We start from the raw sequence: 25,248 nt of genomic DNA on the forward strand, positions 1-25,248 counted from the left end.
TCCGGTCAAAACCTGTGGTCTCACTGCACTTTCTGACCGAAAACAGCGATCATCGCCCCGAAAAAAGTACGTCAGTCGGTGCGGCCGAGGGCGCGGGCTTCGGCGGTGCCGAGGGAGAAGAGGTCGTGTTCGGCGTCGCGGATCAGGGTGGGGATGACGCCGCTGCTGTCGCGGGTGGACGTGAGCAGGCCGCGTACGACCGCGACCGGCACCCGGTCGACCTTGCCCTTGACCAGCTCGGCGGCGGCGGCGAGCTCGTCGACGACGGCCATCTGGGTGATGTGGAGCTCGTTGCCGTGCGGGTCGGTCTCGCCGCGGTAGTCGCGCAGCGGCTCGATGCCGGCGCAGCCGAGGGCCACGTCGGTGAGCCCGTTGCGCCACGGCCGCCCCATGGTGTCGCTGATGATCACGGCGACGTCGAGGCCGTACTCGTCGCGCAGGGTCCGGCGCAGGGCGCGGGCGGAGCGGTCGGGGTCCTCGGGGAGCAGGACGAGCTGCGAGCGCTCCACGTTGGAGTTGTCGATGCCGGCCGACGCCATGACGAAGCCGTGGTGGGTCTGCACGATGCGGGTGTGGCCGCGGGTGGCGACGATGCGGGCGGTCTGCGACTGCAGGATGCGCTCGCGGGCGGCTTCGCGTTCGGGGCCGCTCTCGGGCACGTCGGCCAGGGCGCCCTCGGCCTTCGACACGATCTTGCTGGTGACCACGAGGATGTCGCCGTCGGCCAGCCACGGCGCGGCGGCGACGATCAGCTTGGCGAGGTCGTCGCCGGGCCGCACGTCCGGGATGCCCCGCACGGCGAGCACCGTGAACCCGTCGATCATGCCGCCACCTCGCCGCGCGTCATCGGGCCGTGGACGCTCATGCTCCGGCTCCTCCCAGCTCCAGTGCCGCGCGGACCATGGCGGCGGTGGCGTCGTCGTCGGTCATCCACAGCGGCGCGGCGGCGACGCGTACGCCGGGGACGTCGGTCGCGGCGTCGCCGGTGTCAACGAGCCAGCCGTCGAGTACGCCACCGTCGGCGCGCGCCCCGTAGAGGCGGCCGACACCCTCGGCGGTGCACGCGACGTCGATCGCGGCGAGGCACTTGTCGGCCATGCCGCGTACCACGCTGCCGCCGATGATCGGGGAGATGCCGACGACGGGCGCGGAGCCCGCGACCAGCGCCTCGCGCAGCGCGGCGACGGCGAGCACCGGCGCGATGGAGACGACGGGGTTGCTCGGGGCGAGCAGCACGACGTCGGCGGCGGCGAGCGCGTCGAGCACCCCGGCGGCGGGTTTGGCGGTGTCGGCGCCGACGAAGCGGAACTGCTCGGCGGGCAGCGCGGCGCGGTGGCGTACCCACCATTCCTGGAAGTGGATGGCGCGGGTGCCCTCGGCGTCGGTGACGACGACGTGGGTCTCCAGGCGGTCGTCGGTGGCGGGCAGCAGGGTGACGCCGGGCCGCCAGCGGTCGCACAGCGCCGCGACGACCGCGGACAGCGGGTAGCCGGCGTTGAGCATGCGGGTGCGGACCAGGTGGGTGGCGATGTCGCGGTCGCCGAGGCCGAACCAGGTGGGCTCGGCGCCGTACTTCGCGAGCTCCTCCTTGACGGTCCAGGTCTCGCCCGCGCGGCCCCAGCCGCGCTCGGGGTCGATGCCGCCGCCCAGGGTGTACATGACCGAGTCGAGGTCGGGGGTGATGCGCAGCCCGTGCATCCACACGTCGTCGCCCACGTTCACGACGGCGGTCACCTCGGCGCCGGTGGCGCGGGCGTGCGCCCGTACCCCCGCCAGGAAGCGCGCCCCGCCGATGCCGCCTGCCAGCACCACGATCCGCATGGCGACATCCTCCCGCACCGCGGTGGGACGCCGGGGCCAGGGTCGTAGGCTGGCGACCATGTCCAGCGAGGTCGCAGCGCAGTCCAAGGTCACCGACGCGGAGATCTCGCGTGCGCTCAAGCGCGCCGCGGCGGGCCGCGCACTGGACGCCGCGGAGGCGACGGCCCTGCTCAGCGCGCATGGTGCGGCCTTCGACGAGCTGCTGTCCCTGGCTTCGGGGGTACGCGACGCGGGCCTGCGCGACGCCGGCCGGCCGGGCGTGATCACGTTCTCGAAGAAGGTGTTCATCCCGCTGACCAGGCTGTGCCGTGACCGTTGTCACTACTGCACGTTCGCGACGGTGCCGCACCGGCTCCCGGCGGCGTACCTGGACCGCGACGAGGTGCTGGCGATCGCCCGGCAGGGCGCGGCGCTGGGCTGCAAGGAGGCCCTGTTCACGCTGGGCGACCGCCCGGAGGACCGGTGGCCCGCCGCGCAGGCCTGGCTGGACGAGCGGGGGTACGCCTCCACGGTTGACTACCTGCGTGCGGTCGCGATCGCGGTGCTGGAGGAGACCGGGCTGCTGCCGCACCTCAACCCGGGCGTGCTGAGCTGGGCGGAGCTGCAGCGGCTGCGGCCGGTGGCGCCGAGCATGGGCATGATGCTGGAGACGACCGCGACGCGCCTGTGGTCCGAGCCGGGCGGCCCGCACTACGGCTCGCCGGACAAGGAGCCGGCGGTCCGGCTGCGGGTGCTGGCCGACGCGGGCCGGGTGGGGGTGCCGTTCACCACGGGCATCCTGATCGGCATCGGCGAGACGCACGCCGAGCGGGTCGACGCGCTGTTCGAGCTGCGCCGCAGCCACCGCGAGTACGGCCACCTGCAGGAAGTCATCGTGCAGAACTTCCGGGCCAAGCCGGACACCGCGATGCGCTCCACGCCCGACGCCTCGGTGCGCGACCTGGCCGCCACGGTCGCGGTGACCCGGCTGCTGCTGGGGCCGGGCATGCGGATCCAGGCCCCGCCGAACCTGATCGACGCCTCGTTCGAGCTGCTGGTCAAGGCCGGCATCGACGACTGGGGCGGGGTCTCGCCGCTGACGCCGGACCACGTGAACCCCGAGCGCCCCTGGCCGCACCTGGACGAGCTGGCGGCGCTGACCAAGGACGCCGGGTTCGAGCTGCGCGAGCGGCTGACGGTGTATCCGGGCTACGTGCGCGGCGGGGACCGCTGGCTCGACCCGCGCCTGCACCCGCACGTGCGGGCGCTGGCCGACGCGGACGGCATGGCCGTCGCCGACGCGCCCGTCACCGGCCGTCCCTGGCAGGAGCCCGAGGTCGAGGGCGGCACCGGCCGCGTCGACCTGCACCGCGAGATCGACGCCGAAGGGCGCGCCGAGGACCGGCGCGGCGACTTCGACACGGTGTACGGCGACTGGTCGGCGGTCGGCGAGGCGGCCGCCCGTGACGCCGGGCCCGCGGTCAGCGTGGGCGCGCTCGCGGCCGGGCTGCGGATCGCGCGGGAGAACCCGGCGGCGCTGCTGGAGCCGGTGCACGAGGAGGCGGCGCTGGCACTGCTGCACGCCGACGGCGCGGCGCTGGACGAGCTGTGCCGCATCGCCGACGACGTGCGCCGCGACACCGTCGGCGACGACGTCACGTACGTGGTCAACCGCAACATCAACTTCTCGAACGTGTGCTACGTGGGCTGCCGGTTCTGCGCGTTCGCGCAGCGCGAGCGGGACGCCGACGCGTACCGGCTGAGCGTGGCGCAGGTCGCCGACCGGGCCGAGGAGGCCTGGCGCGACGGGGCCACCGAGATCTGCGTGCAGGGCGGCATCGACCCGCAGCTGCCCGTGTCGGTGTACCCGGACCTGGTCCGCGCGGTTAAGGAGCGCGTGCCGGGGATGCACGTGCACGCCTTCTCGCCGATGGAGATCGTCACCGCGGCCGCCAAGGCCGGAGTGTCCGTCCAGGACTGGCTGACGCGGCTGCGCGAGGCCGGGTTGGACACCATCCCCGGCACCGCCGCCGAGATCCTCGACGACGAGGTGCGCTGGGTGCTGACCAAGGGCAAGCTGCCCACCTCCGCCTGGGTGGAGACCGTCGAGACGGCGCACCGGCTGGGCATCCGGTCCAGCTCGACGATGATGTACGGCCACGTCGACCACCCGCGGCACTGGCTGGGCCACTTCCGGGTGCTGGCCGGGCTGCAGGACCGCACCGGCGGCTTCACCGAGTTCGTGGCGCTGCCGTTCGTGCACACCAACGCCCCGATCTACCTGGCCGGCATCTCCCGCGCGGGGGCGACGTGGCGGGAGAACCGCGTGGTGCACGCCATGGCGCGGCTGCTGCTGCACGGTCGCATCCCGAACATCCAGTGCTCCTGGGTGAAGCTCGGCGACGAGGGCACCGTGGCCATGCTCAACGGCGGCTGCAACGACCTCGGCGGCACGCTCATGGAGGAGACGATCTCCCGAATGGCCGGATCGGCGCACGGTTCGGCACGTACGGTGGAACAGCTGCACGCCATCGCCGCGGCCGCCGGCCGCCCCGCCCGCCAGCGGACGACGAGTTACGTCCGCTAGCCGCTCACTCCTGTCCGAAGGTAGTCAGCGACCTGCCGTCAAGTTCGACACGCCAGCAGAATTTCGTCGCGACACGCCCGGCATGCCGTCACCGGTTTCGGGTCTGAATCGATAGGGCAGTGGCGGGACGGTGAAGACCGAGCCGAACGGCCCTGCCGGACGTGTACCAGAGTCACCTTGACGGTGCACGTACGACACGCGTGTAATTTTGCGTGGGGCTGGAGGTAGCGGCATCCACAAAACCGCCTATGTGGACAAACGCTCTCCAGGTGGGGGGTTGCGTCGGTCGCGTGCCGGCGCGCAATAAGGAGGCAGCGGAGATGGACGGTCGCCCCGTCGTGGCGGATCTGCTGGGCAACGCGCCCGAGTGGCAGGAGCACGCGCTGTGCTCCCAGACTGACCCGGAGGCGTTCTTCCCCGAGAAGGGTGGTTCTACCCGCGAGGCCAAGCGCATCTGCTCGCGCTGCGAGGTCAAGTCCGAGTGCCTGGAGTACGCGCTCTCGCATGACGAGCGTTTCGGCATCTGGGGTGGACTGTCCGAGCGCGAGCGCCGCAAGCTCAAGCGCCGCGCGGTCTGACATACGTGGAGGCTGCCGGGGCCGTTGGGGGACGGCCCGGCAGCGCTTCCACCGCGCGCCGACCCGGCTCGCTACAAGATCACACCGGCGTGCCGACCCCGCCGTGGCCTCAGGCCAGGTCGTCCGGGTTGAGGCCGAGCAGGTTCGCGACCTGCTCCACGATGACGTCGCGCACCAGCTCGCCCAGGTCGTCCCGGTCCGAGGCGCGGAACTCCAGCGGGCGCCGGTAGACCACGATCCGCGGCGGCACCCCGTGCCGGCCCGGCCGTCCCGGCAGCAGCCGCGCCAGCGGCACCCGCCCGTCCTCCAGCACGTCCGAGTCGTAGACGTTGAGGTCCGGCGGCACGTCCTCGACCGCGAACTCCACCCCGGCCAGCTCGGTCGCGAACCGCGCCTCGAGCGACTCCACCGTGTCCAGCACCAGCTCGTCGAAGACCTCGGCCTTGGTCCGGGCCAGCGGCACGCTCGCGGGCACCAGCCGGCCCCGCATCCCCCTGCCGTGGCGGTCGCGGCGTCGGCGGGCGAGGGTCGGGCGGCGGCGGGCGGGACTGGTCACTTCGCCAATGTATCTCCGCGCGCCAGTCCCGGGTCCCGGTACCGGGGCGTGATCCTTCCCTCGGCGTGTCGCGGCGCAACGGGTGAGCCGATGCCCGGCGGGGCGCTAACGTCACACGCCGTGAGGTCTCCACGGCGTTGCTCTCGTAACGGCTGCCCCCGGCAGGCGGTCGCAACGCTGACCTATGTCTATGCCGAGTCCACTGCGGTGGTCGGCCCGCTCGCCGCGTACCAGGAGCCGCACACGTACGACCTGTGCGAGCCGCACGCGCTGAGCCTGACCGCGCCGCGCGGCTGGGACCTGGTCCGCCACGACGGCGAGTTCGAGCCGCCGCCGCCCACCACCGACGACCTGGTCGCCCTGGCCGAGGCCGTCCGCGAAGCGGCCCGCCCCGCGCCCCGGCAGGCCCCGCCGGAACCGCCCCACGGCCCGCCCACCCCCGGCCGCCGCGGCCACCTCCGCGTCATCCCCCCGAACTGAAGATAGGAAGGGCACCTTCTTAACGCTATGCGTAGTAGAAGGTGCCCTTCTTAACCCCGCCCTCGCGGGCGGCTGGTGGAGATCACTGTTTCTGGTCGAGAAGTGCACTCCCACCAGAGCTCCTGACCTAGAACACCGATCATGGCCGAGGAGGCCCGGCTACCGCCGCCCAGGCACGCGCAGCCCGGCGCCGACGGCCCGCGCACGCGGCGTTAAGAAGGTGCCCTTCCGCTACGGATAGCGTTAAGAAGGTGCCCTTCCTTTCCGGTGGGAGAGGGTGTCGAGGGTGGTGACGGCGCGCAGGGCGGTGTTGATGCCCAGCCAGCGCAGGGGTTCGGGCTCCCAGCGGCGGGAGCGGTGGTTGACCCAGGGCAGGACGGTCAGGGGTGACTCGCGGCCGGTGATGAGGTCGGCGAGGGTGCGGCCGGCCAGGTTGGTGGCGGCGACGCCGTCGCCGACGTAGCCGCCGGCCCAGGCCAGGCCGGTGGTGCGGTCCAGGCCGACCGAGGGGTGCCAGTCGCGGGCGATGCCGAGCGGGCCGCCCCAGGCGTGGGTGATCCGGGCGCCGTCCAGTGCGGGGAACAGGTCGATCAGGGTGTCGCGCAGCGCCAGGTGCACGGCGGGCTCGTGGTCGAAGGCGGGGCGCACCGTCGAGCCGAAGTGGTACGGCGCGCCACGCCCGCCGAAGGCGAGCCGGTCGTCGGCGGTGCGCTGGCCGTAGATCACCAGGCGCCGGTGGTCGGTGAAGGTCTCCCGCCGGTCCAGCCCGGCCTCGTCCCAGAACGCCTTCGGCAGCGGCTCGGTCGCGATCATGAGGGAGTAGATCGGCACGAGGTCGCGCCGGTGGCCGGGCAGCGTGGGCGTGTACCCCTCCGTCGCGCGCACCACGACCCCGGCGCGTACGGTCCCGCGCTCGGTGCGCAGCAGCGGGCCGTGATCGCCCGCGCCGCGCGGGACGAGCTCCAGCACCCGGGTCCGCTCGAAGATCGCGACGCCGCGCCGCTCGACGGTCGCGGCGAGCCCGCGGACCAGGCGCAGCGGGTGCACCGCCGCGCAGTGCGGGGACCAGGTCGCCCCGTGCACCCGGGTCGCCCCGCACCGGTCCAGCGCCGCGGCGCGGTCGAGCAGGTGCAGGTCGAACCCGTACGACGCGGCCAGCGCCGCCTCCTCCCGGGCCGCCCGCCACTGCGCCCCGGTGCGGGCCAGGCCGAGCGCGCCGCCCTTGGCCCAGTGGCAGTCGACGCCCTCGGCGGCCGCGACCCGGCCAACCTCGTCGACGGTGTCGATCATCGCCTGCTGGAACGCGATCGCGGCCGCCCGGCCGTGCCGCTTCTCCAGCTTCGGCAGCGGCACGGGCAGCAGGCCGGAGCACCAGCCGCCGTTGCGGCCGGACGCGCCGAACCCGACGTGCTCGGCCTCGACGACCGCGATCCGCAGGCCCGGGTCGGCCCGGCGCAGGTAGTACGCCGTCCACAGCCCCGTGTACCCGGCGCCGACGATCGCCACGTCGACGTCGAGGTCGCCGGGCAGCGCCCCGCGCGCGGATGCGGTGACCGCGCCGGCGGTGTCCGACCAGAGGCTGGTCACAGCAGCGACGAGGCCCGGGTGAGCACGTCGCGCAGGATCTGTTCGATCTCGTCGAACTGCTCCTGGGTGCAGGTCAGCGCGGGGGAGAGCTGGATGACGGGGTCGCCCCGGTCGTCGGCGCGGCAGTAGAGGCCCGCTTCGAACAGCGCGGTCGACAGGAAGCCGCGGATGAGCTTCTCCGACTCCTCGGCGTTGAACGTCTCCCGGGTGCCCCGGTCCTTGACCAGCTCGATGCCGTAGAAGTAGCCCTCGCCGCGCACGTCACCGACGATCGGCAGGTCGTACAGCTTCTCCAGGGTGGACCGGAACGCGGGCGCGTGCTCGCGTACGTGGGCGGTGAGGTTCTCCCGCTCGAAGATGTCCAGGTTGGCCAGGCCGACCGCGCAGCTGACCGGGTGGCCGCCGAAGGTGATGCCGTGGGCGAACATCTGCCCGTCGGCCAGGAACGGCTCGATCAGCCGGTCACTGGCGATCATCGCCCCGAGCGGGGAGTATCCCGAGGTCATGCCCTTGGCGGTGGTGATGATGTCGGGCTGGTAGCCGTAGTGCTGGGCGCCGAAGTACTCGCCGAGCCGGCCCCAGGAGCAGATCACCTCGTCGGAGACGAGCAGCACGCCGTAGCGGTCGCAGATCTCGCGTACCCGCTGGAAGTAGCCGGGCGGGGCGGGGAAGCAGCCGCCCGCGTTCTGCACCGGCTCCAGGAACACCGCGGCGACGGTCTCCGGCCCCTCGCGCTCGATGGCGCGGGCGATCTCGTCGGCGGCCCACACGCCGAACGCCTCGTAGTCGTCGCCGTGCTCGGGGGCGCGGTAGAAGTTCGTGTTCGGCACCTTGATGCCGCCGGGCACCAGCGGCTCGAACTCGGCGCGGAACGCCGGCACGCCGGTGATCGACAGCGCGCCCAGCGAGGTGCCGTGGTAGGCGAGGTAGCGGCTGACCACCTTGTGCCGCAGCGGCTGGCCCACCTTTTTGAAGTAGGACCGGGCCAGCTTCCAGGCGCTCTCCACCGCCTCGGAGCCGCCGGTGGTGAAGAAGACCCGGTTCAGATCCCCGGGGGTCAGGCCCGCGACCCGGTCCGCCAGCTCGATCGCCTTCGGATGGGCGTACGACCACAGCGGAAAGTAGGCCAGCTCGTGCGCCTGCTTGGCGGCGGCCTCGGCCAGCTCGGAGCGGCCGTGGCCGACGTTGACCGTGAACAGGCCGGCGAGGCCGTCGAGGTAGCGCCTGCCCTTGCTGTCCCAGACGTACGCGCCCTCACCTCGCACGATCGTCGGCACGTCGCCGTCACGGTAGGCGGCCATGCGGGTGAAGTGCATCCAGAGGTGATCGGTTTCCTTGCCCATCGTGAGGCCTCACTCATCCGTACGTTGCGGCAGTGCCTACGGTTCAGATGCCTACGGTTATCGCATACGTCTTCGAGATACGGCAACCCTCTCAACAGTATTTTCGCATATGACCTACGGATTTCGTAGTCAGGTCGGGGCGGTAAGCGAGCCGATGGGGCGCTTGCGGGCGGGGCGGGCGATTTGTGAGGTGCCGCACCCGAGCAGGCAGGTGGCGGGCGGTTTTGGGCACAATTGCGGGTCGCCCGCCCGACCCGTGGGTCAACGCCGCCCACCCGCCGAGAGGTGCCTCGATTGCGCGCTCGTTCCCTGTCGACCCCGGCCCGTGCCCTGCTCGCCGCTACCGCCGCCAGCCCGTCCCGGCGGCGCGTGCTCAAGGGAGCCCTGGCCGGCGGAGCCGTCGCCGCGACCGGTGCCGTGATGACCGCCTGCGGCGCCAAGGGCGTGCCCGGCACCGCTGCCACCAGCGCCGCCGCCTGCGTCACCCCGGACGTCTCGGCGACCGAGCGCACGGTCGCCTTCTCCAACTGGACGCAGTACCTCGACGTCGACGAGAACGACTCGTCGCGCCATCCCACCCTGGCCGCCTTCCAGGCGAAGACCGGGCTGACGGTGGCGTACACCGAGGACATCAACGACAACAACGAGTACTTCGGCAAGATCCGCACGCAGCTCGCGGGATGCCAGACCATCGGCCGCGACATCGTGGTGTTCTCCGACTGGATGGTCAACAAGTTCCTCCGGCACGGCTTCGCCCAGCCGCTCGACGCGGCGAAGATGGCCAACTACCACCGCAACCTGCTGCCCTCGCTGAAGGCGCGCCCGTACGACACCGAGCTGCGCTACGCGGTGCCGTGGCAGTCCGGCCTGACCGGCATCGCGGTCAACACCCGGGTGGCCAAGGAGGTGCGCACCATCGACGAGCTGCTCACCCGCCCCGACCTCAAGGGCCGGGTGACCGTGCCGATGGAGATGCCCGACACGATGGGCCTGCTCATCGCGTCGCTGGGCAAGAACCCGGCGGACTTCACGCCGGAGGACTTCGACGCCGCGCTGGAGAAGCTGCGCAAGGCCGTCGAGTCCGGGCAGATCCGCCGGTTCACCGGCAACGAGTACGTCCAGGACCTGGCCAAGGGTGATGTCGCGGCGGCGGTCGCCTGGTCCGGCGACGCGATCCAGCTCGGCTTCAACGACGAGAAGATCAAGTTCGTGACGCCGGACGAGGGCCTGCTGATCTGGTCGGACGCGGCGGTGATCCCGACGACCGCGACGCACGCGGCCAACGCGATGACGCTGCTCGACCACTACTACGACCCGAAGGTCGCCGCCGAGCTCGCCGCCTGGGTCAACTACGTCTGCCCGGTGGCCGGCGCCCAGGAGGAGATGGCCAAGATCGACCCCGAGCTGGCCGAGAGCAAGCTGATCTTCCCGGACGACGCGATGCTGGCGAACGTGAAGGCCTTCGCGCCGCTGAACGAGGCCGAGGAGCGCGAGTACCAGGCGAAGTTCTCCGCCGTCATGGGTGTCTGACGCCCGGGTTTTCTATAGACGTTGGCCTATCGGGATGACTTTTTGTAGATCGACTTCATCCAGATAGGCCAACGTCTATGCAAAAACGGGGGCCGGTCAGGCGGTGCTGGTGCCGGTGCCCCAGGAGTAGGTCTGCTTGCGCAGTTTCAGGTACACGAAGACCTCGGCGCCGATGACGCCCTGGACGGCGCGCACCTCGTGCAGGATCTCCAGCAGGTGGTCGTCGTTGCGGCAGACGGCCTCCAGGAGCAGGTCGTACGACCCCGCGGTGATGACCACGTAGTCGACCTCGTCGATGGCGGCGATCGCGTCGGCGATGCCCTCCAGGTCACCCGTGGTCTTGACGCCGATCATCGCCTGCCGGCCGAGTCCGAGCTGGAGCGGGTCGGTGACCGCCACGATCTGCATGACGCCCGCGTCGATGAGCCGTTGCACGCGCTGCCGGACCGCCGCCTCGCTGAGGCCGACCGCCCGGCCGATGGTCGCGTACGGTCGCCGGCCGTCTTCCTGCAGTTGCTCGATGATCTGCTTGGCGATGTCGTCGAGCAGCGCATGGTTGGCATGGTTCAGTTGAGGGTGACGGCGGATGGCGGCGCGCGGCACGGCTGGTTCGGCGGGCGTCGGCAATGAGGCCTCCTGCGGCGTGTCAGAGGGAGGGATCGACCAGGGGTGGGGACCCGACCCGGGCATCGTATCGCTACGAGGCAGACGATTCCGACACTTGGTGGACGTCCTTGTAACGGAAACGACATCGAGTCGCGATATTCGCTGCCGGAATCCGTAGCCCGCTCCCTAATTCGCCACGGAATCCCTTGTCATGTGGCGCACGTCATGTCAGGATCGTCGCGCCGCAGGTTGTCAACCAGCCGACAGAGGGGGCGACATGACCGGCTTCTCGCCGAATCTGATCGGTGAACGGACCGCCGACGGGACGTCGGGCGAGCGCTTCTCGGTGGTCAACCCGGCTGACGGCACCACCGTCGCGACGTACGGGCTCGCCGGCCGGGATGACGTCGACGCGGCCGTGGCCGCCGCGCGGGGCGCCTTCGACGGCTGGTCCGGCGCGACGCCCGGCGAGCGCTCCGCCGCCCTGCACCGCCTCGCCGGCATCCTCGCCGAGCGGGCCGCGGAGTTCGTCGCGGCGGAGGTGGCGCAGACCGGCAAGCCGGTGCGCCTGGCGACCGAGTTCGACGTGCCCGGCACGATCGACAACACCGCCTTCTTCGCCGGTGCGGCCCGGGACCTGTCGGGCAAGGCAGCGGGGGAGTACTCCGGCGACCACACCAGCTACGTGCGCCGCGAGGCGGTCGGCGTGGTCGGCTCGATCTCGCCGTGGAACTACCCGCTGCAGATGGCGGCCTGGAAGATCCTGCCCGCGATCGCCGCGGGCAACACCGTCGTGCTCAAGCCCGCCGAGCTGACCCCGCTGACCAGCGTCATGTTCGCCCAGGCCTGCCTGGACGCGGGCATCCCGCCGGGCGTGGTGAACGTGGTGACCGGCCGCGGCGCGGTGGCGGGCGCGGCCCTGGTCGCCCACCCGGACGTCGACATGGTCAGCTTCACCGGCTCGACCGAGGTCGGCCGCCAGGTCGGCGCGACCGCCGCGGGCGCGGTCAAGCGGGTGCACCTGGAGCTGGGCGGCAAGGCGCCGTTCCTGGTGTTCGACGACGCCGACGTGGAGGCCGCGGCGCAGGGCGCGGTGGCCGGCTCGCTGATCAACAGCGGGCAGGACTGCACCGCCGCCACCCGCGCCTACGTGCAGCGCCCGCTCTACGACCGGTTCGTCGCCCGGGTGGCCGAGCTGTTCGAGGGGGTGCGCCCCGGCGACCCGCGCGATCCGGCGACCGACATCGGCCCGCTGGTCAGCATGGCTCAACGCGACCGGGTGGCGGGGTTCGTGGACCGGGCCCGCGCGGCGGGTGCCAAGATCGTGGCCGGCGGGCGGGTGCCCGACGGGCTGGCGCACGGTGCGTTCTACGCGCCGACGCTGATCGTCGACGCCGCCCAGGACAGCGAGGTCGTGCAGCGGGAGGTGTTCGGCCCGGTGCTGGTCGCGCTACCTTTCGATGCCGATGATGAGGGTGTGGCCCTGGCCAACGACACGCCGTACGGCCTGGCGGCGAGCGTGTGGACGCGCGACGTCCACCGGTCGCTGCGGGGCACGCGCGAGCTGCGCGCCGGGTGTGTGTGGGTCAACGACCACATCCCGATCATCAGCGAGATGCCACACGGGGGTTACCGTCGCTCCGGCTTCGGAAAGGACATGTCCACGTACTCGTTCGACGAGTACACGCAGATCAAGCACGTGATGTACGACCGCACGGCGGTGGCCGCCAAGCCGTGGCACCGCACCGTCTTCAGCCAGTAAGTAAGTGATAACGCGCCTGTCAACCCCTCCGGCAGTGAAGGAACATCCGATGGCTCGTCGCATACCACTCTCCCCGCCGGCCCAGGCCCTCCTGGCGGCGATGCCGTCACGCCGGAACGTGCTGCGCGGGACCCTCGCCGCCGGAGCGTTCGCGGTGGCCGGCGGCGCGCTGGCCGCGTGCGGCACCCAGGGCACCAACGGCAACGGCAACGGCGGGCAGGCCGCCGGGCCGAAGTGCACCACCCAGGACCTGTCGGCGACCGAGCGCAAGGTGCTCTTCTCCAACTGGCCGGAGTACATCGACGAGGACGAGAAGAACCCGGAGCTCCGGCCGACGCTGGTCGCGTTCAAGGCGAAGACCGGCATCGACGTGGAGTACACGGCCGACATCAACGACAACAACGACTTCTACGGCAAGATCCGCCAGCAGCTCGCGGCCTGCCAGACGATCAACCGCGACATCGTGGTCTTCACCGACTGGATGGCGGCCACGTTCATCCGCAACGGGTTCGCGCAGAAGTTCGCCGCGGACAAGGTCGCCACCTTCGCCAAGAACCTCGCCCCGTCGCTGCGCGGCCGCCAGTTCGACCCCAACATGGAGTACGCCGCGCCGTGGCAGTCCGGCCTGACCGGCATCGGCGTCAACACCGGGGTGACCAAGGAGGTGCGCACGGTCGACGAGCTGCTGACCCGCCCGGACCTGAAGGGCAAGGTCACCTTCCTGACCGAGATGCACGACACCATGGGCTTCATGCTGCTGTCGATCGGCAAGGACCCGGGCAACTTCACCTCCGCCGACTTCGACGCCGCGCTGGAGAAGCTGAAGGGCGGGGTGTCCTCGGGGCAGATCCGCCGCTTCACCGGCAACGACTACGTGCAGGACCTGGCCAAGGGCGACATCGCGGCCTGCATCGCGTGGTCCGGCGACGTGATCCAGCTCGGCTTCGACAACCCGAAGATCAAGCTGGTGACGCCGGACGAGGGCATGATGCTCTGGAGCGACAACATGCTGATCCCGGTCACCGCCACGCACGCGAGCAACGCCCAGGCGCTGATCGACTACTACTACGACCCGAAGGTCGCCGCCGAGCTGGCCGCGTTCGTCAACTACGTGTGCCCGGTGGCCGGCGCCCAGGAGGCGATGAAGGACATCGACCCCGAGCTGGCCGAGAACCCGCTCATCTTCCCCGACGCCGCGATGCAGGCGAAGACCAAGATCTTCATGCCGCTGACCGAGGCGCAGGAGAAGGAGTACCAGGGCAAGTTCCAGGCTGCGATCGGGGCGTGAGCGAGTGAAGGGGCAGCACCAGGATCTCCGGCTGGAGAACGTCACCAAGACGTTCGGCGGCTTCCGCGCCGTCGACGACCTCACCCTGACCATCCCGGACGGCTCGTTCTTCGCGCTGCTGGGTGCGTCGGGCTGCGGCAAGACCACCACGCTGCGGATGGTGGCGGGCCTGGAGGAGCCGACCGCCGGGCGGATCACGCTCGGCGGCCTGGACATCACCCGGATGCGCCCCTACAAGCGGCCGGTCAACACGGTGTTCCAGAGCTACGCGCTGTTCCCGCACCTGAGCGTCGCCGACAACGTGGCGTTCGGGCTGCGGCGCAAGGGTGTGAGCCGCAAGGACGCCGACCGCAAGGTCGCCGCGATGCTCGACCTGGTCCAGCTCGGCGGGTACGGGTCGCGCCGCCCGGCGCAGCTGTCCGGCGGGCAGCAGCAGCGGGTGGCGCTGGCCCGGGCCCTGGTCAACAACCCCGAGGTGCTGCTGCTCGACGAGCCGCTCGGCGCGCTCGACCTGAAGCTGCGCCGGCAGATGCAGATCGAGCTCAAGCGCATCCAGACCGAGGTCGGCATCACGTTCGTGCACGTCACCCACGACCAGGAGGAGGCCATGACCATGGCCGACACGGTCGCGGTGATGCAGGCGGGCCGCATCGAGCAGCTCGGCGCGCCCGCCGAGATGTACGAGTTCCCCGCCTCGGCCTTCGTGGCCAACTTCCTCGGCCAGTCCAACCTGATCCCGGCGGAGGTGACCGGGCACGCGAACGGCGACGTCACGGTCGACGCGCACGGCAACCGGCTGGCGCTGCCCGCGACCCGGTGCCGGGTCACCTCGGGCAGCGCCCTGCTGGGCGTACGCCCGGAGAAGCTGCACCTGTGCGACGGGCTGGACGCGGTGCCCTCGGGCCACGCCGCGGTGCGCGGCGTCATCACCGACACCTCGTTCACCGGCGTCTCCACGCAGTACCTGGTGCGCGCGCCGTGGGGCAGTGAGCTGACCGTGTTCGTGCCGAACTCGGGCCTGGCCGACCCGGCCGCGCCGGGCGCCGAGGTGGCGGTGCACTGGCTGCCCGCGCACTCCTTCCTCGTGGGGAGCTGACGTGGCGGCCCTCCTGCCCACCGCGTCGGGCACCGGCGCCGTCGCCGCGGAGGTCCCGGTCGAACCGCCGGCCGGGATGCGGCGGCGGCGCTGGATCCCGTACGCGCTGCTCGCCCCCGGCCTGCTCTGGCTGGCCGTGTTCTTCGCCTACCCGGTCGTCCAGCTGTTCATGGCGAGCCTGTGGAACCCGGCCGGGTCGGTGGAGACCGGGTACGTGTTCGACTGGTCGTGGAGCAACTACGCCGACGCGTGGCAGATGTTCCACGTGCAGTTCCTGCGCTCGCTGTGGTACGCGCTGATCACCACGGCGGTGTGCCTGCTGCTGGGCTACCCGCTGGCGTACGCCATCGCGGTCAAGGGCGGGCGCTGGAAGAACCTGATGCTGGTCGGCGTGATCGCGCCGTTCTTCACCAGCTACCTGGTGCGCACCTACTCCTGGAAGGCGATCCTGTCCGACAGCGGGCCGGTAGTCGACTTCCTGAAGTGGGCGCACCTGCTCGGGCCGGACGGCAGGCTGCTGGCGACCGAGTTCGCGGTGATCGCGGGCCTGGTCTACAACTTCCTGCCGTTCATGGTGCTGCCGCTGTACGCCAGCCTGGACAAGCTGGACGTGCGGCTGCTGGAGGCCGCCCGCGACCTCTACCACGGGCCGGTGCGCAGCTTCCTGCGCGTGACGCTGCCGCTGTCCCTGCCGGGCGTGGTGGCGGGCACGCTGCTCACCTTCATCCCGGCGGCGGGCGACTACGTCAACGCCAACCTGCTGGGCGGGCCCAACACCCAGATGATCGGCAGCGTGATCCAGTCGCGGTTCCTGGTGGTCAACGACTACCCGATCGCGTCGGCGCTGTCGGTGATGCTGATGGTGACGATCCTGGTGCTGGTGACGGTGTACGTCAGCACCGCGGGAACGGACGAGGTGGTCTGATGCACGCGTTGTGGCGCTGGATCGCCGACAAGTGGGTGCTGCTGGTGGGGCTGCTGATCCTGCTGTACCTGTTCGTCCCGATCGCGGTGGTGCTGCTGCTGTCGTTCAACCAGCCGGGCAGCCGCAACACCACGTACGTGCTCGACTTCCAGACGTTCGACTTCACCTGGAACAACTGGACCGACATCTGCGGCGCGGCCGGGATCTGCGACTCCCTGATGCGCAGCATCTACATCGGGTTCGGTGCGACACTGATCTCGACGATCCTGGGCACCCTGATCTCGTTCGCCCTGGTCCGCTACCGGTTCCTGGGGCGTTCGGGCACGAACACGCTGATCTTCCTGCCGATGGCGACGCCGGAAATCGTGATGGGCACCTCGTTGTTGACCCTGTTCATAGGGTGGCAGGTGCCGCTGGGCTTCTTGACGATCCTCATCGCGCATGTCATGTTCTGCATATCGTTTGTGGTGGTCACCGTGAAGGCACGGCTGGCCGGGCTCGATCCGAGGCTGCAGGAGGCGGCGATGGACCTGTACGCGACGCCGTGGCAGGCGTTCCGTCTGGTCATCCTGCCGCTCGTGCTGCCCGGCATCGTGGCGGCGGCGCTGCTGGCGTTCTCGCTCAGCTTCGACGACTTCATCATCACGAACTTCGTGACCGGCACCAGCGGCTACGAGACCTTCCCGATGTTCATCTGGGGGTCCAACCTGCGCGGCATCCCGCCGCAGGTCAACGCCATCGCCAGTGCCATGTTCCTGATCTCGTTCGCGTTCGTCATCGCGGGCCAGCTGCGCAACCGCCGCCGCTCCGCCCGCCGCGCGGCGACTTCCTAATTCTCTGAACGGCCGCCGACCGGCCTCCACGCCCTGATTCGTGGAGGTGCCGGCTCGGCGGCCGTTTGGCATCCCCGGACTTTCCGTTTATTCGGGGATTAATCAGGAAAAAGGAGCGTCAAACTCGCTCCCCGGTTGTAGAAGGAGGAGATCGGCTCATGCGGGCCAAAGGATCAAAACTGTGGGCGTCGGCGCTTGCGGATGCGTCGCCGACGCCGTACTGGACGGACCGGCCCGAGCGGCCGGCACCCGTACCCCCGCTGACCAGCGCGACCACCGCGCAGCTGGCGGTGATCGGGGGCGGCTACAGCGGCCTGTGGACGGCCCTGCTGGCCAAGGAGCGCGACCCGTCGGCCGACGTGGTCCTGCTCGAGTCGGGGGTGTGCGGCCACGCCGCCTCCGGACGCAACGGCGGCTTCTGCTCCGCGAGCCTGACCCACGGGCTCGCCAACGGGGTGGACCGCTTCCCGGACGAGATCACCGAGCTGGAACGGCTCGGCCGGGAGAACCTCGACCAGATCGAGGACACGCTGGGCCGGTATGCCATCGACTGCGACTTCGAGCGCACCGGTGAGCTGGAGGTGGCCACCTCCGCGTACCAGCTGGACTGGCTGCACGAGTCGGCGGAGCTGACCCGGTCGATGGGTTACCGCGCCGAGGTGTTCGACCGCGACCAGGTGCGGGCCGAGGTCGACTCGCCCACCTACCTGGGCGGCTGGTGGGACCGCGACCGGGTGGCCATGGTCGACCCGGCGAAGCTGGCCTGGGGCCTGCGGCAGGCGTGCCTGTCGCTGGGCGTGCGCATCTACGAGGGCACCCCCGTCCTCGGGCTGAGCAGCGGGCGCGACGGGCTCACCCTGCGCACGCCGCACGGCGAGGTGCGGGCGTCCCGGGTGGCGCTGGCGACCAGCGCGCTGAGCATCCCAGGTGCGCGCCCGCTGTTGCGCAAGCTCAAGCGCTACCTGATCCCGGTGTACGACTACGCCCTGATGACCGAGCCGCTCACCACGGAGCAGCTGGGTGCGCTGGGCTGGCGCCACCGGCAGGGGCTGGGCGATTCGGCGAACCAGTTCCACTACTACCGGCTCACGGCGGACAACCGGATCCTGTTCGGCGGCTACGACGCGATCTACCACTTCGGCAACCGGATCGCGCCGACCCTCGAACAGCGGGAAGCCACCTTCACCCGGCTGGCCGAGCACTTCTTCACCACGTTCCCGCAGCTGGAGGGCCTGAGGTTCACCCACAGCTGGGGCGGGGTGATCGACACCTGCACCCGGTTCTGCGCCTTCTTCGGCACGGCCTTCGACGGCCGGCTGGCCTACGCGGCCGGCTACACCGGGCTGGGCGTCGGGGCGACCCGTTTCGGTGCGCAGGTGATGCTCGACCACCTGGCCGGCGCGAAGACGGAGCGCACCGGGCTGGACTTCGTACGGTCCACGCCCTGGCCGCTGCCGCCGGAACCGCTGCGCTCGCTCGGCATCCAGCTCACCCGCTGGTCGCTGGCGCGCGCCGACGAACACCAGGGCAGGCGCAACCTCTGGCTGCGCACGCTGGACCACGCCGGTCTCGGCTTCGACTCCTGACACCCCGTCCCGCCGCCCCCGGCGCCGCGCCGGGGACGCGGGAGAACCACAAACCTTGAATGCACCATTCGTGGCGATTGTCGCCACGACGTTGAAGGGACCTTTATGCGCATCCTGCTGGTCGGCGCTGGTGGCGTCGGCAGTGCAGCAGCCGCCATCGCCGCTCGCCGTGACTTCTTCCAGCTCATGGTCGTGGCCGACTACTCCCTGGAGCGGGCCCGGCGCGCCGTCTCCGGGCTCGACGACCGCTTCCTCGCGGCCAGGCTCGACGCCTCGCGCCCCGGCGACGTCGCCGAGCTGTGCCGCACGCACGGCATCACGCACGTGCTGAACGCGGTCGATCCCCGTTTCGTGATGCCCATCTTCGACGGCGCGTTCGACGCCGGCGCGGACTACCTCGACATGGCCATGTCGCTGTCGCGCCCGCACCCGACCGAGCCGTACGCCAAGACCGGGGTGATGCTCGGCGACGAGCAGTTCGGCAAGGCCGTCGCCTGGGCGGCCGCGCAGCGGCTGGCCCTGGTCGGCATCGGGGTGGAACCCGGCCTGTCCGACATCTTCGCCCGGTACGCCGCCGACCGCCTGTTCTCCGAGATCGACGAGATCGGGGTGCGCGACGGCTCCAACATCACCGTCGAGGGCTTCGACTTCGCCCCGTCGTTCTCCATCTGGACCACCATCGAGGAGTGCCTCAACCCGCCGATCGTCTGGGAGCGCGAGCGCGGCTGGTTCACCACCGCCCCGTTCAGCGAGCCCGAGGTGTTCGACTTCCCGGAGGGCATCGGCCCCGTCGAGTGCGTCAACGTGGAGCACGAGGAGGTGCTGCTCATCCCGCGCTGGGTCGACGCCAGGCGGGTGACCTTCAAGTACGGCCTCGGCACCGAGTTCATCGAGATCCTGAAGACGGTGCACAAGCTCGGCCTCGACTCCACCAGGCCGGTCGCCATCGGCGGCGGCAAGTCGCAGGTCATGGTGTCACCGCGGGACGTGCTGGCCGCCCAGCTGCCGGACCCGGCCACGCTGGGCTCCCGCATGAAGGGCAAGACCTGCGCCGGCACCTGGGTCAAGGGCAGGGGCCTGGACGGCGCGCCCAAGGAGATGTACCTCTACCACGTCGTCGACAACGAGTGGTCCATGCGCGAGTACGGCCACCAGGCGGTGGTGTGGCAGACCGCGGTGAACCCCGTGGTCGCGCTGGAGCTGCTCGCCGGGGGCGTGTGGCAGGGCGTCGGGGTGCTCGGCCCCGAGGCGCTGGACCCGGTGCCGTTCCTGGACCTGCTGACCGCGTACGGCTCGCCCTGGGGCATGCGCGACCAGCAGCCGTTCCGGGCGGTGACCCAGCCGGCCCGCGAGCAGATCCCCGCCTGACAGGTGCCGTCGTGGCCTACTCGTTGCGGGATGTACGCACATCCCGAGACGAGTAGGCCACGGCGGCAAACCGGTTGCCGGGCAGGAGAGGTGCGCCTAGCCTGATCTTCGCGTTCTCCGGTGCGCAGGCAGCGGCTACTTCTTCCTCTACGGGTTGCGGGTTCGACTCCCGCCCGGGCCATTCGCGGCTCGGTAGCTCAAATGGCAGAGCAGTAGCGTCGCCGCTGCCGACTTCTGATCTCGGAGGACGCGTCGACGACCGGCCCGGTGCGCCGGCGACGGATACTCCACGGAGGCCGCTGGTGCGGCCTGTGAACTGGGCCCGGAAACGGGCTGCCGTCGCCCCCTCGATCTCGGGCCGGTCGTGTGCTTTTCCGGCCCGCCCATAAGCCATTGGGGCGCCCCGGAATCCGATTGCGACGGTGCCGTCGGGGATCTAGATTCGAGTCACGTCTTCCGGTGCGCAGGCAGTGGATACTTCGGGATCGGCGGGTCGCGGGTTCGAGTCCCGTCCGAGCCTCAGGGGCTCGGTAGCTCAGGTGGTAGAGCAGCCGAATGTGCCGCAGCCGACTCTGATCTCGGAAGACGTCCAGTGGCACGCCCGGTGCGCAGGTGACGGCTACTTCCAATCTTAATGGGGAGGTCGCGGGTTCGACTCCCGCCCGGGCCTTTTCGGGGCCCGGTAGCTCAGCGGTAGAGCGCCATCGCGCCGTCGCCGATTCGATCTCGGGCGTGCCACCGGACTAAATCCGTTGCCCCGCAAGGGGGCGGGACCTAGATTCAATCCCGCACCTCCCGGTGCGCTGGCAGCGGTTACTTCATTCGCTATGAACGACGGCAGTGCCGTCACACACCGCCGCCGATCTGATCTCGGGAGGCGCGTCTCCCTTCCCCGTACTCCGTGGCTGGGTTTCGCGCGCCCGCCTGACCCCCGGGGGAGGGGACATGGCCAAGTTCAACGTTACGACGCTGCTCAAGCGCCCGGCGGGCAAGACCGCCCAGGGCGCGCCAGGGTACGCCCGCGAGCCGAAGCTGGAGCTGTTCCTGCTGGCGGTGTCGAACATGGTGGGCGAGCAGACCTTCTACGAGCGCGCCGACGACCGCGACAACCGCTTCCGCGACCTGGTCGCCAAGGTGGCCGTGGCCGACCCTCAGTGGTTCACCCGGTTCGTGCCGTGGCTGCGGCTGGGCGCCAACCTGCGCAGCGCCTCCGTGGTGGCCGCGCTGGAGGGCGCGAAGGCGCAGGTCGCGGCCGGCATCCCCGGTTCGCGCGCGATGGTCGCCGCGGCGCTGCAGCGGGCCGACGAGCCCGGCGAAGCGCTGGCGTACTGGCTCTCGGCGTACGGCCGGGCGCTGCCCAAGCCGGTCAAGCGCGGCATCGCCGACGCGGCGGTGCGCCTCTACCACGAGCGCAGCCTGCTCAAGTACGACTCGGACAGCCACGCGCTGCGGTTCGCCGACGTGCTGGAGCTGACCCACCCGACCCCGCGCGACGCGGCGCAGGGCGAGCTGTTCCGGCACGCGCTCGACCGGCGCCACCGGCGGGACAACCCGATCCCGGAGGCGCTGGGCGTGCTGCGGGCGCGGGCCGAGCTGGCGGCGCTGCCGGCCGAGCAGCGGCGTGCCGTGCAGGACCCGCGGGTGCTGGCGGCGGCCGGGATGACCTGGGAGGCGCTGGCCGGCTGGCGGCAGGGTCCGCTGGACGCGGCGGCCTGGTCGGCGGTGATCCCGTCGATGGGTTACCTCGCGCTGCTGCGCAACCTGCGCAACTTCGACCAGGCCGGGGTGAGCGACGCGGTAGCGGCCACGGTCGCGGCGAAGCTGTCCGATCCGGACGAGGTGGCCCGGTCGCGGGTGCTGCCGATGCGATTCCTGTCGGCGTACAACGCGGCGCCGAGCCTGCGCTGGGCGTACCCGCTGGAGCAGGCGCTGCAGTCCGCGCTGGGCAGCGTGCCCCGGCTGGCCGGCCGCACGCTGATCCTCATCGACACCTCGGGGTCGATGAACAGCACCTTCAGCCGCGACGGCTCGCTGCGCTGCTGGGATGCGGCCACCATGTTCGGGCTGGCGCTGGCGGCGCGGGCCGCGGACGCGACGGTGGTGTCGTTCTCGAACGACACCAAGGTGTTCGACCTGCGTCGGGGTGAGTCGGTGCTGAAGGCGGTGCAGCGGTTCAAGAGCGGCGGCTGGTTCTTCGGCGGCGGCACGGCGACCGAGCACGCGGTGCGCAAGCACTACGCCAAGCACGACCGCGTCGTGATCCTCACCGACGAGCAGGCGAACTGGCACGGCAGCAGCGACGTGGCCGCCGCGGTGCCGGCGACGGTCCCGGTCTACACCTGGAACCTGGCCGGCTACCGGCTGGGCCACACGCCCGCCACGGGCAGGCGCCACACCTTCGGCGGCCTCACCGACGCGGCGTTCGGCATGATCGGCCTCATCGAGTCCGGCGAGCGGGCCGCCTGGCCGTTCTGACCCGAACAGCCGCGGACCCCCTCCGAAGAGGGGGTCCGCGGCTGTTTTGCGGTCGCAGGCGGGCGGCGCGGCTCAGCGCGTCGAGTTGTCCCGGCCCCAGCTGCCCTCGCGCTGGCGGCGGGCGCGCAGCGCGGCGATCACGGTGATGGCGACGTAGCACACCGCGGCGGGGAGCAGGGTGGGCCGGGGCAGCACGACGTCGCGCAGCCAGGACGAGCGCTTGGTCTCGCGGATGCCGGTGTGGGTCGCGCGCAGCCGGACGTTGCCGGCCCGCACCCGGGCCAGCGTGCGGATCAGGTCGCGGGCGCGGACCGGGGTCTGCACGAACGACGTCGCGGTCGCGATCTGGCGCTTCTCGGCGGAGTCGAACAGCGAGTCCAGGAACAGGTCGTCGGCCACCTGGTTGGGGAACCTGTCGAACCGGGCGCGGCCGGCCCGCGAAAGGGTGATCACGCCCCGGCCGAAGAGCGCGTCCTCGAAGATCGGCAGCCGGGAGTTGATCGCGTAGTAGGCGCGGACGGGCAGCGTCCGGCCGGTGGTCACCAGGCTGCGCCGCGGCATCACCGCGTGCACCCCCTGGGGGGCCAGCTCGTCCAGGGCGTCGGCGAGCTCGCTCAGCGCGCCCTTGGTGAGGACCACGTCCGCGTCGAGGTAGACCCGCGGGAAGGTGGTCGCCGCGGCGTCGCCGGCGTTGAGGGCCAGGGCCTTGCCCGCCTCGGTCAGCTCGATGACGCGCACGCCGCGCCGGGTGCGGGCCACCGCCGCGGTCGCGTCGCTGCAGCCGTTCGCCACGACGATGATGTCCAGCTCATCCGGTTCTGTTCCCTCAAGGAGGGAATCAAGGCATTTGCCGATAACCGTGGCTTCGTTGTGCGCTGCGACGATCACACTGATTGTCCGCGTCGGCCGTCGGTCAAGAATTGGCTGTTCGGGCAGCTCGGTGGCGACAGGCGGCGATCCGTTATGCACGGGCGACAGCTTGCCGCATGTCAGTCGCATCTCGCAAGGTCGAGGTGGTGATCTGCGCCGCCCTTTGCTCGTGGGCGGAGAGTCCCCTCTAGTCCGATTTGTGCGCTCAGGAATCGCCTGAAGAGGCGCCCCGGCAAGATGATCACGTGGGGCGGGCGAGGCCCTGTGCCGCAGGAAGTCCCAGACCCCGATCGCGCTGCGTCGATGACGTGCTGGCCAGGGCGGTTGCCGCCGTTCTGGACTCGGCGACCCGGCCTCGGGACTGTTATTGTCTCCTCGTTTTACCTGCGGGGAATGCTCGACGCGAGATAGAGGCAAAGTGGACACAAGGGTCGATAGCCGAAATTGGCTCCTTACTGCGAATGGTCACGTCGACGTGGACCAGTTCGTGGAATCCGCCTTTCTGAGCTATTCGTCTCGTTCTGCCACGAATTCGGCAGCGGGCTGATGCAGGGATCCATAACCGCGCCCGCGGACCTCGCCGGTTCGCCGGACCTGCCGGCCTCCCGCTCCCGGCTGGAGCGCCTCGCGCAGCTCATGACGACGCTGTCGCTGGCGCTGATCGCGATCAAGCCGTTCCTGGACATCGTCAGCGAGAAGTCCGCCGCCAACGCCGTGGACCTCGGGGTGCTGCTGACCGTCGCCGGCTCCGGCTGCATGGTGGTCGCCTTCGCCATCGTCGCCTGGGATCTGCGCACGGTGCCCGGATCGCTGCTGGTCGCCATCTTCGGCGTCGCCTTCGTGCTGCTGCTGTCCGTGTTCGCCTACCTGGCCACGTCCGGCCGGGCAGACCTGCTGGCCCTGTTCGACGTGCGGCGCACGTCGATCTACGGCGGCTACATCGCCCCGCACTCCGGCATCGTGAACGAGGCAGTGCGCACCTTCACCGGCTTCGCGCCGCTGCTGCTGCTGCCGGTCCTGCTCCGGCGGCCGCAGTGGTTCGCGGTGGGCCGGCTGCGCCTGGTGACCGGGGTCATCCTCGCCGGTGCGTTCGTGCACAGCCTGATCGCCTGGCTCCAGGTGGCCGGGGTGGTGCCGTACTCCTTCTTCTTCCAGCTGCCGCAGGGCTTCATCGGTCGCGCCTCGGGCGGTTACTACCACCCGATGTCGCTGGGCCGGCTGCTGATCTTCGCGGTGCTCCTGCTGTACCTGATGCGTGACCACCTGCCGCTGACCGCGGTGAAGCGCTACGCCCTCATGGTGCTGTTCGTGGCCACCGGAGCGGTCAGCCTGCACCGGCTGACCCTGGTGTGCCTGGTGATCATCGTGGCGGCGTTCGAGGTGCCGCGGCTGGGCCTGCTCGTGCGGGCCGCGCGGTCCGGAGCGGTGAGCAAGCGGGCCGTCTGGTACACGCTCGGCGGTGTGCTGCTGGTGGCCGGCTTCGCGGCCTGGCAGTGGGGGCCCACGATCTGGTCCCGGGTGGTGATCACCTTCACCGAGATCGGCTCGCTGGACATCCGTTCCGACAACTTCATGCACGGCCGCGGTGCCGTCTGGGGCGACGTGGCGGACATCTTCGGCCAGGCGTCGGCCGACGTGTGGGGCTTCGGGTTCGGCTACGAGCCCTGGGACATGCACAACGACCTGGTTCGGGTGGCCGTGACCTGGGGAGTCGTGGGCCTGCTGCTGGTGGTGGCGGTCTTCGCGGGTCTCTACCGGTTCACCTCGCGCTTCTGCGACCGTGCCGGCCGGCACGCGCTGATTGTGCTGTACGTCACGATGTTCGTCTTCGGGCTGACCCAAAAGCCGATGTCGTACCCGTACTTCATGTGGTTGTTTCTCTTCTGCCACATCGTGATCATCGTGATCTCTGGTAATCGGGCGGCTTCCGGTCGTGTGGCGACCGGAGCCGATAACGGGGAACGTCAATGAATACAGA

At 70.8% G+C, this 25,248-nt stretch carries 19 protein-coding genes, 1 tRNA gene and 1 pseudogene; 14 read left to right on the top strand and 7 right to left on the bottom strand.

Annotated elements, in window-relative coordinates:
• Positions 1 to 83 precede the first annotated feature (83 nt).
• Positions 84 to 824 (bottom strand): annotated as a pseudogene (locus AB0J67_RS03060) (coenzyme F420-0:L-glutamate ligase); the annotation flags it as partial.
• A 37-nt stretch (positions 825 to 861) separates the two neighbouring features.
• Positions 862 to 1,821, bottom strand: a complete 960-nt coding sequence (gene cofD, locus AB0J67_RS03065; RefSeq protein ID WP_363475635.1) for a 2-phospho-L-lactate transferase — start codon at positions 1,819 to 1,821, stop codon at positions 862 to 864.
• A 58-nt stretch (positions 1,822 to 1,879) separates the two neighbouring features.
• Here cofD and AB0J67_RS03070 point away from each other — a divergent pair, with 58 nt between their 5' ends.
• Both AB0J67_RS03070 and AB0J67_RS03075 read left to right on the top strand, forming a co-directional pair.
• Positions 1,880 to 4,387: a bifunctional FO biosynthesis protein CofGH gene (locus AB0J67_RS03070; protein WP_363475637.1), complete on the top strand. Its 2,508-nt coding sequence runs from the start codon at positions 1,880 to 1,882 to the stop codon at positions 4,385 to 4,387.
• Positions 4,388 to 4,707: 320 nt separating this feature from the next.
• Positions 4,708 to 4,965 carry a WhiB family transcriptional regulator gene (locus AB0J67_RS03075; RefSeq protein ID WP_203755039.1) on the top strand — a complete coding sequence of 86 codons (258 nt, stop codon included), beginning with the start codon at positions 4,708 to 4,710 and terminating at the stop codon, positions 4,963 to 4,965.
• Between the two features lie 109 nt (positions 4,966 to 5,074).
• On the opposite strand, the gene AB0J67_RS03080 is transcribed toward AB0J67_RS03075, so the two are convergent.
• On the bottom strand, positions 5,075 to 5,521 hold the full coding sequence (locus AB0J67_RS03080; protein ID WP_363475639.1) for a metallopeptidase family protein: 447 nt from the start codon (positions 5,519 to 5,521) through the stop codon (positions 5,075 to 5,077).
• 120 nt (positions 5,522 to 5,641) lie between these two features.
• Here AB0J67_RS03080 and AB0J67_RS03085 point away from each other — a divergent pair, with 120 nt between their 5' ends.
• The gene (locus AB0J67_RS03085) at positions 5,642 to 6,001 is read left to right on the top strand and encodes a DUF3499 domain-containing protein (protein WP_363475641.1); all 360 of its coding nucleotides are present in this window, start codon (positions 5,642 to 5,644) and stop codon (positions 5,999 to 6,001) included.
• A gap of 243 nt (positions 6,002 to 6,244) precedes the next feature.
• Here AB0J67_RS03085 and AB0J67_RS03090 read toward each other — a convergent pair whose 3' ends face one another.
• Both AB0J67_RS03090 and AB0J67_RS03095 read right to left on the bottom strand, forming a co-directional pair.
• Positions 6,245 to 7,588: an FAD-binding oxidoreductase gene (locus AB0J67_RS03090; RefSeq protein ID WP_363475643.1), complete on the bottom strand. Its 1,344-nt coding sequence runs from the start codon at positions 7,586 to 7,588 to the stop codon at positions 6,245 to 6,247.
• Positions 7,585 to 8,931 (bottom strand): aspartate aminotransferase family protein, encoded by a 1,347-nt coding sequence (locus tag AB0J67_RS03095; protein WP_363475644.1) that lies wholly within the window; start codon positions 8,929 to 8,931, stop codon positions 7,585 to 7,587. The genes AB0J67_RS03090 and AB0J67_RS03095 overlap by 4 nt, the downstream gene beginning before the upstream one ends.
• Positions 8,932 to 9,225: 294 nt before the next feature.
• Here AB0J67_RS03095 and AB0J67_RS03100 point away from each other — a divergent pair, with 294 nt between their 5' ends.
• Positions 9,226 to 10,461 carry a spermidine/putrescine ABC transporter substrate-binding protein gene (locus AB0J67_RS03100; protein WP_363475645.1) on the top strand — a complete coding sequence of 412 codons (1,236 nt, stop codon included), beginning with the start codon at positions 9,226 to 9,228 and terminating at the stop codon, positions 10,459 to 10,461.
• 96 nt (positions 10,462 to 10,557) lie between these two features.
• On the opposite strand, the gene AB0J67_RS03105 is transcribed toward AB0J67_RS03100, so the two are convergent.
• Entirely contained in the window at positions 10,558 to 11,064 is a 507-nt protein-coding gene (locus tag AB0J67_RS03105; protein WP_363475702.1) for an Lrp/AsnC family transcriptional regulator, read from the bottom strand.
• 280 nt (positions 11,065 to 11,344) lie between these two features.
• Here AB0J67_RS03105 and AB0J67_RS03110 point away from each other — a divergent pair, with 280 nt between their 5' ends.
• The 9 genes from AB0J67_RS03110 to AB0J67_RS03150 all read left to right on the top strand — a co-directional run bounded on the left by AB0J67_RS03110 (position 11,345) and on the right by AB0J67_RS03150 (position 22,400).
• The gene (locus AB0J67_RS03110; protein ID WP_363475647.1) at positions 11,345 to 12,829 is read left to right on the top strand and encodes a gamma-aminobutyraldehyde dehydrogenase; all 1,485 of its coding nucleotides are present in this window, start codon (positions 11,345 to 11,347) and stop codon (positions 12,827 to 12,829) included.
• Between the two features lie 100 nt (positions 12,830 to 12,929).
• Positions 12,930 to 14,117, top strand: a complete 1,188-nt coding sequence (locus AB0J67_RS03115; RefSeq protein WP_363475649.1) for a spermidine/putrescine ABC transporter substrate-binding protein — start codon at positions 12,930 to 12,932, stop codon at positions 14,115 to 14,117.
• 4 nt (positions 14,118 to 14,121) lie between these two features.
• A complete protein-coding gene (locus tag AB0J67_RS03120; RefSeq protein WP_363475651.1) occupies positions 14,122 to 15,213 on the top strand; it encodes an ABC transporter ATP-binding protein in 1,092 nt (363 codons plus the stop codon).
• A gap of 1 nt (position 15,214) precedes the next feature.
• On the top strand, positions 15,215 to 16,138 hold the full coding sequence (locus AB0J67_RS03125; RefSeq protein WP_363475653.1) for an ABC transporter permease: 924 nt from the start codon (positions 15,215 to 15,217) through the stop codon (positions 16,136 to 16,138).
• Positions 16,138 to 16,971 carry an ABC transporter permease gene (locus AB0J67_RS03130; RefSeq protein WP_363475654.1) on the top strand — a complete coding sequence of 278 codons (834 nt, stop codon included), beginning with the start codon at positions 16,138 to 16,140 and terminating at the stop codon, positions 16,969 to 16,971. The genes AB0J67_RS03125 and AB0J67_RS03130 overlap by 1 nt, the downstream gene beginning before the upstream one ends.
• 158 nt (positions 16,972 to 17,129) lie before the next feature.
• A complete protein-coding gene (locus AB0J67_RS03135) occupies positions 17,130 to 18,557 on the top strand; it encodes an FAD-dependent oxidoreductase (protein ID WP_363475656.1) in 1,428 nt (475 codons plus the stop codon).
• A 105-nt stretch (positions 18,558 to 18,662) separates the two neighbouring features.
• Positions 18,663 to 19,925, top strand: coding sequence for a saccharopine dehydrogenase C-terminal domain-containing protein (locus tag AB0J67_RS03140; protein WP_363475658.1), 1,263 nt, complete (start codon positions 18,663 to 18,665; stop codon positions 19,923 to 19,925).
• A 524-nt stretch (positions 19,926 to 20,449) separates the two neighbouring features.
• Positions 20,450 to 20,595, top strand: a tRNA-OTHER gene (locus AB0J67_RS03145).
• Positions 20,596 to 20,870: 275 nt separating this feature from the next.
• On the top strand, positions 20,871 to 22,400 hold the full coding sequence (locus AB0J67_RS03150; RefSeq protein WP_363475660.1) for a TROVE domain-containing protein: 1,530 nt from the start codon (positions 20,871 to 20,873) through the stop codon (positions 22,398 to 22,400).
• A 72-nt stretch (positions 22,401 to 22,472) separates the two neighbouring features.
• Here the strand turns inward: AB0J67_RS03150 and AB0J67_RS03155 are convergent, their stop codons facing one another.
• Complete coding sequence (locus AB0J67_RS03155; protein ID WP_363475662.1) at positions 22,473 to 23,288, bottom strand: glycosyltransferase; 816 nt, start codon at positions 23,286 to 23,288, stop codon at positions 22,473 to 22,475.
• 528 nt (positions 23,289 to 23,816) lie between these two features.
• Here AB0J67_RS03155 and AB0J67_RS03160 point away from each other — a divergent pair.
• A complete protein-coding gene (locus AB0J67_RS03160; RefSeq protein ID WP_363475664.1) occupies positions 23,817 to 25,241 on the top strand; it encodes a hypothetical protein in 1,425 nt (474 codons plus the stop codon).
• Positions 25,242 to 25,248 lie beyond the last annotated feature (7 nt).

The organism is Catellatospora sp. NPDC049609, from assembly GCF_040675365.1.
Lineage (GTDB): Bacteria > Actinomycetota > Actinomycetes > Mycobacteriales > Micromonosporaceae > Catellatospora.

What these genes read in the sequence shown, in the direction of transcription:
- AB0J67_RS03115 (WP_363475649.1), top strand. Translation starts at nt 12,930, where the DNA reads ATGCCGTCACGCCGGAACGTGCTGCGCGGGACCCTCGCCGCCGGAGCG.
- AB0J67_RS03070 (WP_363475637.1), top strand. Translation starts at nt 1,880, where the DNA reads ATGTCCAGCGAGGTCGCAGCGCAGTCCAAGGTCACCGACGCGGAGATC.
- AB0J67_RS03095 (WP_363475644.1), bottom strand. Translation starts at nt 8,931, where the DNA reads ATGGGCAAGGAAACCGATCACCTCTGGATGCACTTCACCCGCATGGCC.
- cofD (WP_363475635.1), bottom strand. Translation starts at nt 1,821, where the DNA reads ATGCGGATCGTGGTGCTGGCAGGCGGCATCGGCGGGGCGCGCTTCCTG.
- AB0J67_RS03075 (WP_203755039.1), top strand. Translation starts at nt 4,708, where the DNA reads ATGGACGGTCGCCCCGTCGTGGCGGATCTGCTGGGCAACGCGCCCGAG.
- AB0J67_RS03140 (WP_363475658.1), top strand. Translation starts at nt 18,663, where the DNA reads ATGCGCATCCTGCTGGTCGGCGCTGGTGGCGTCGGCAGTGCAGCAGCC.
- AB0J67_RS03110 (WP_363475647.1), top strand. Translation starts at nt 11,345, where the DNA reads ATGACCGGCTTCTCGCCGAATCTGATCGGTGAACGGACCGCCGACGGG.
- AB0J67_RS03130 (WP_363475654.1), top strand. Translation starts at nt 16,138, where the DNA reads ATGCACGCGTTGTGGCGCTGGATCGCCGACAAGTGGGTGCTGCTGGTG.
- AB0J67_RS03160 (WP_363475664.1), top strand. Translation starts at nt 23,817, where the DNA reads ATGCAGGGATCCATAACCGCGCCCGCGGACCTCGCCGGTTCGCCGGAC.
- AB0J67_RS03150 (WP_363475660.1), top strand. Translation starts at nt 20,871, where the DNA reads ATGGCCAAGTTCAACGTTACGACGCTGCTCAAGCGCCCGGCGGGCAAG.
- AB0J67_RS03135 (WP_363475656.1), top strand. Translation starts at nt 17,130, where the DNA reads ATGCGGGCCAAAGGATCAAAACTGTGGGCGTCGGCGCTTGCGGATGCG.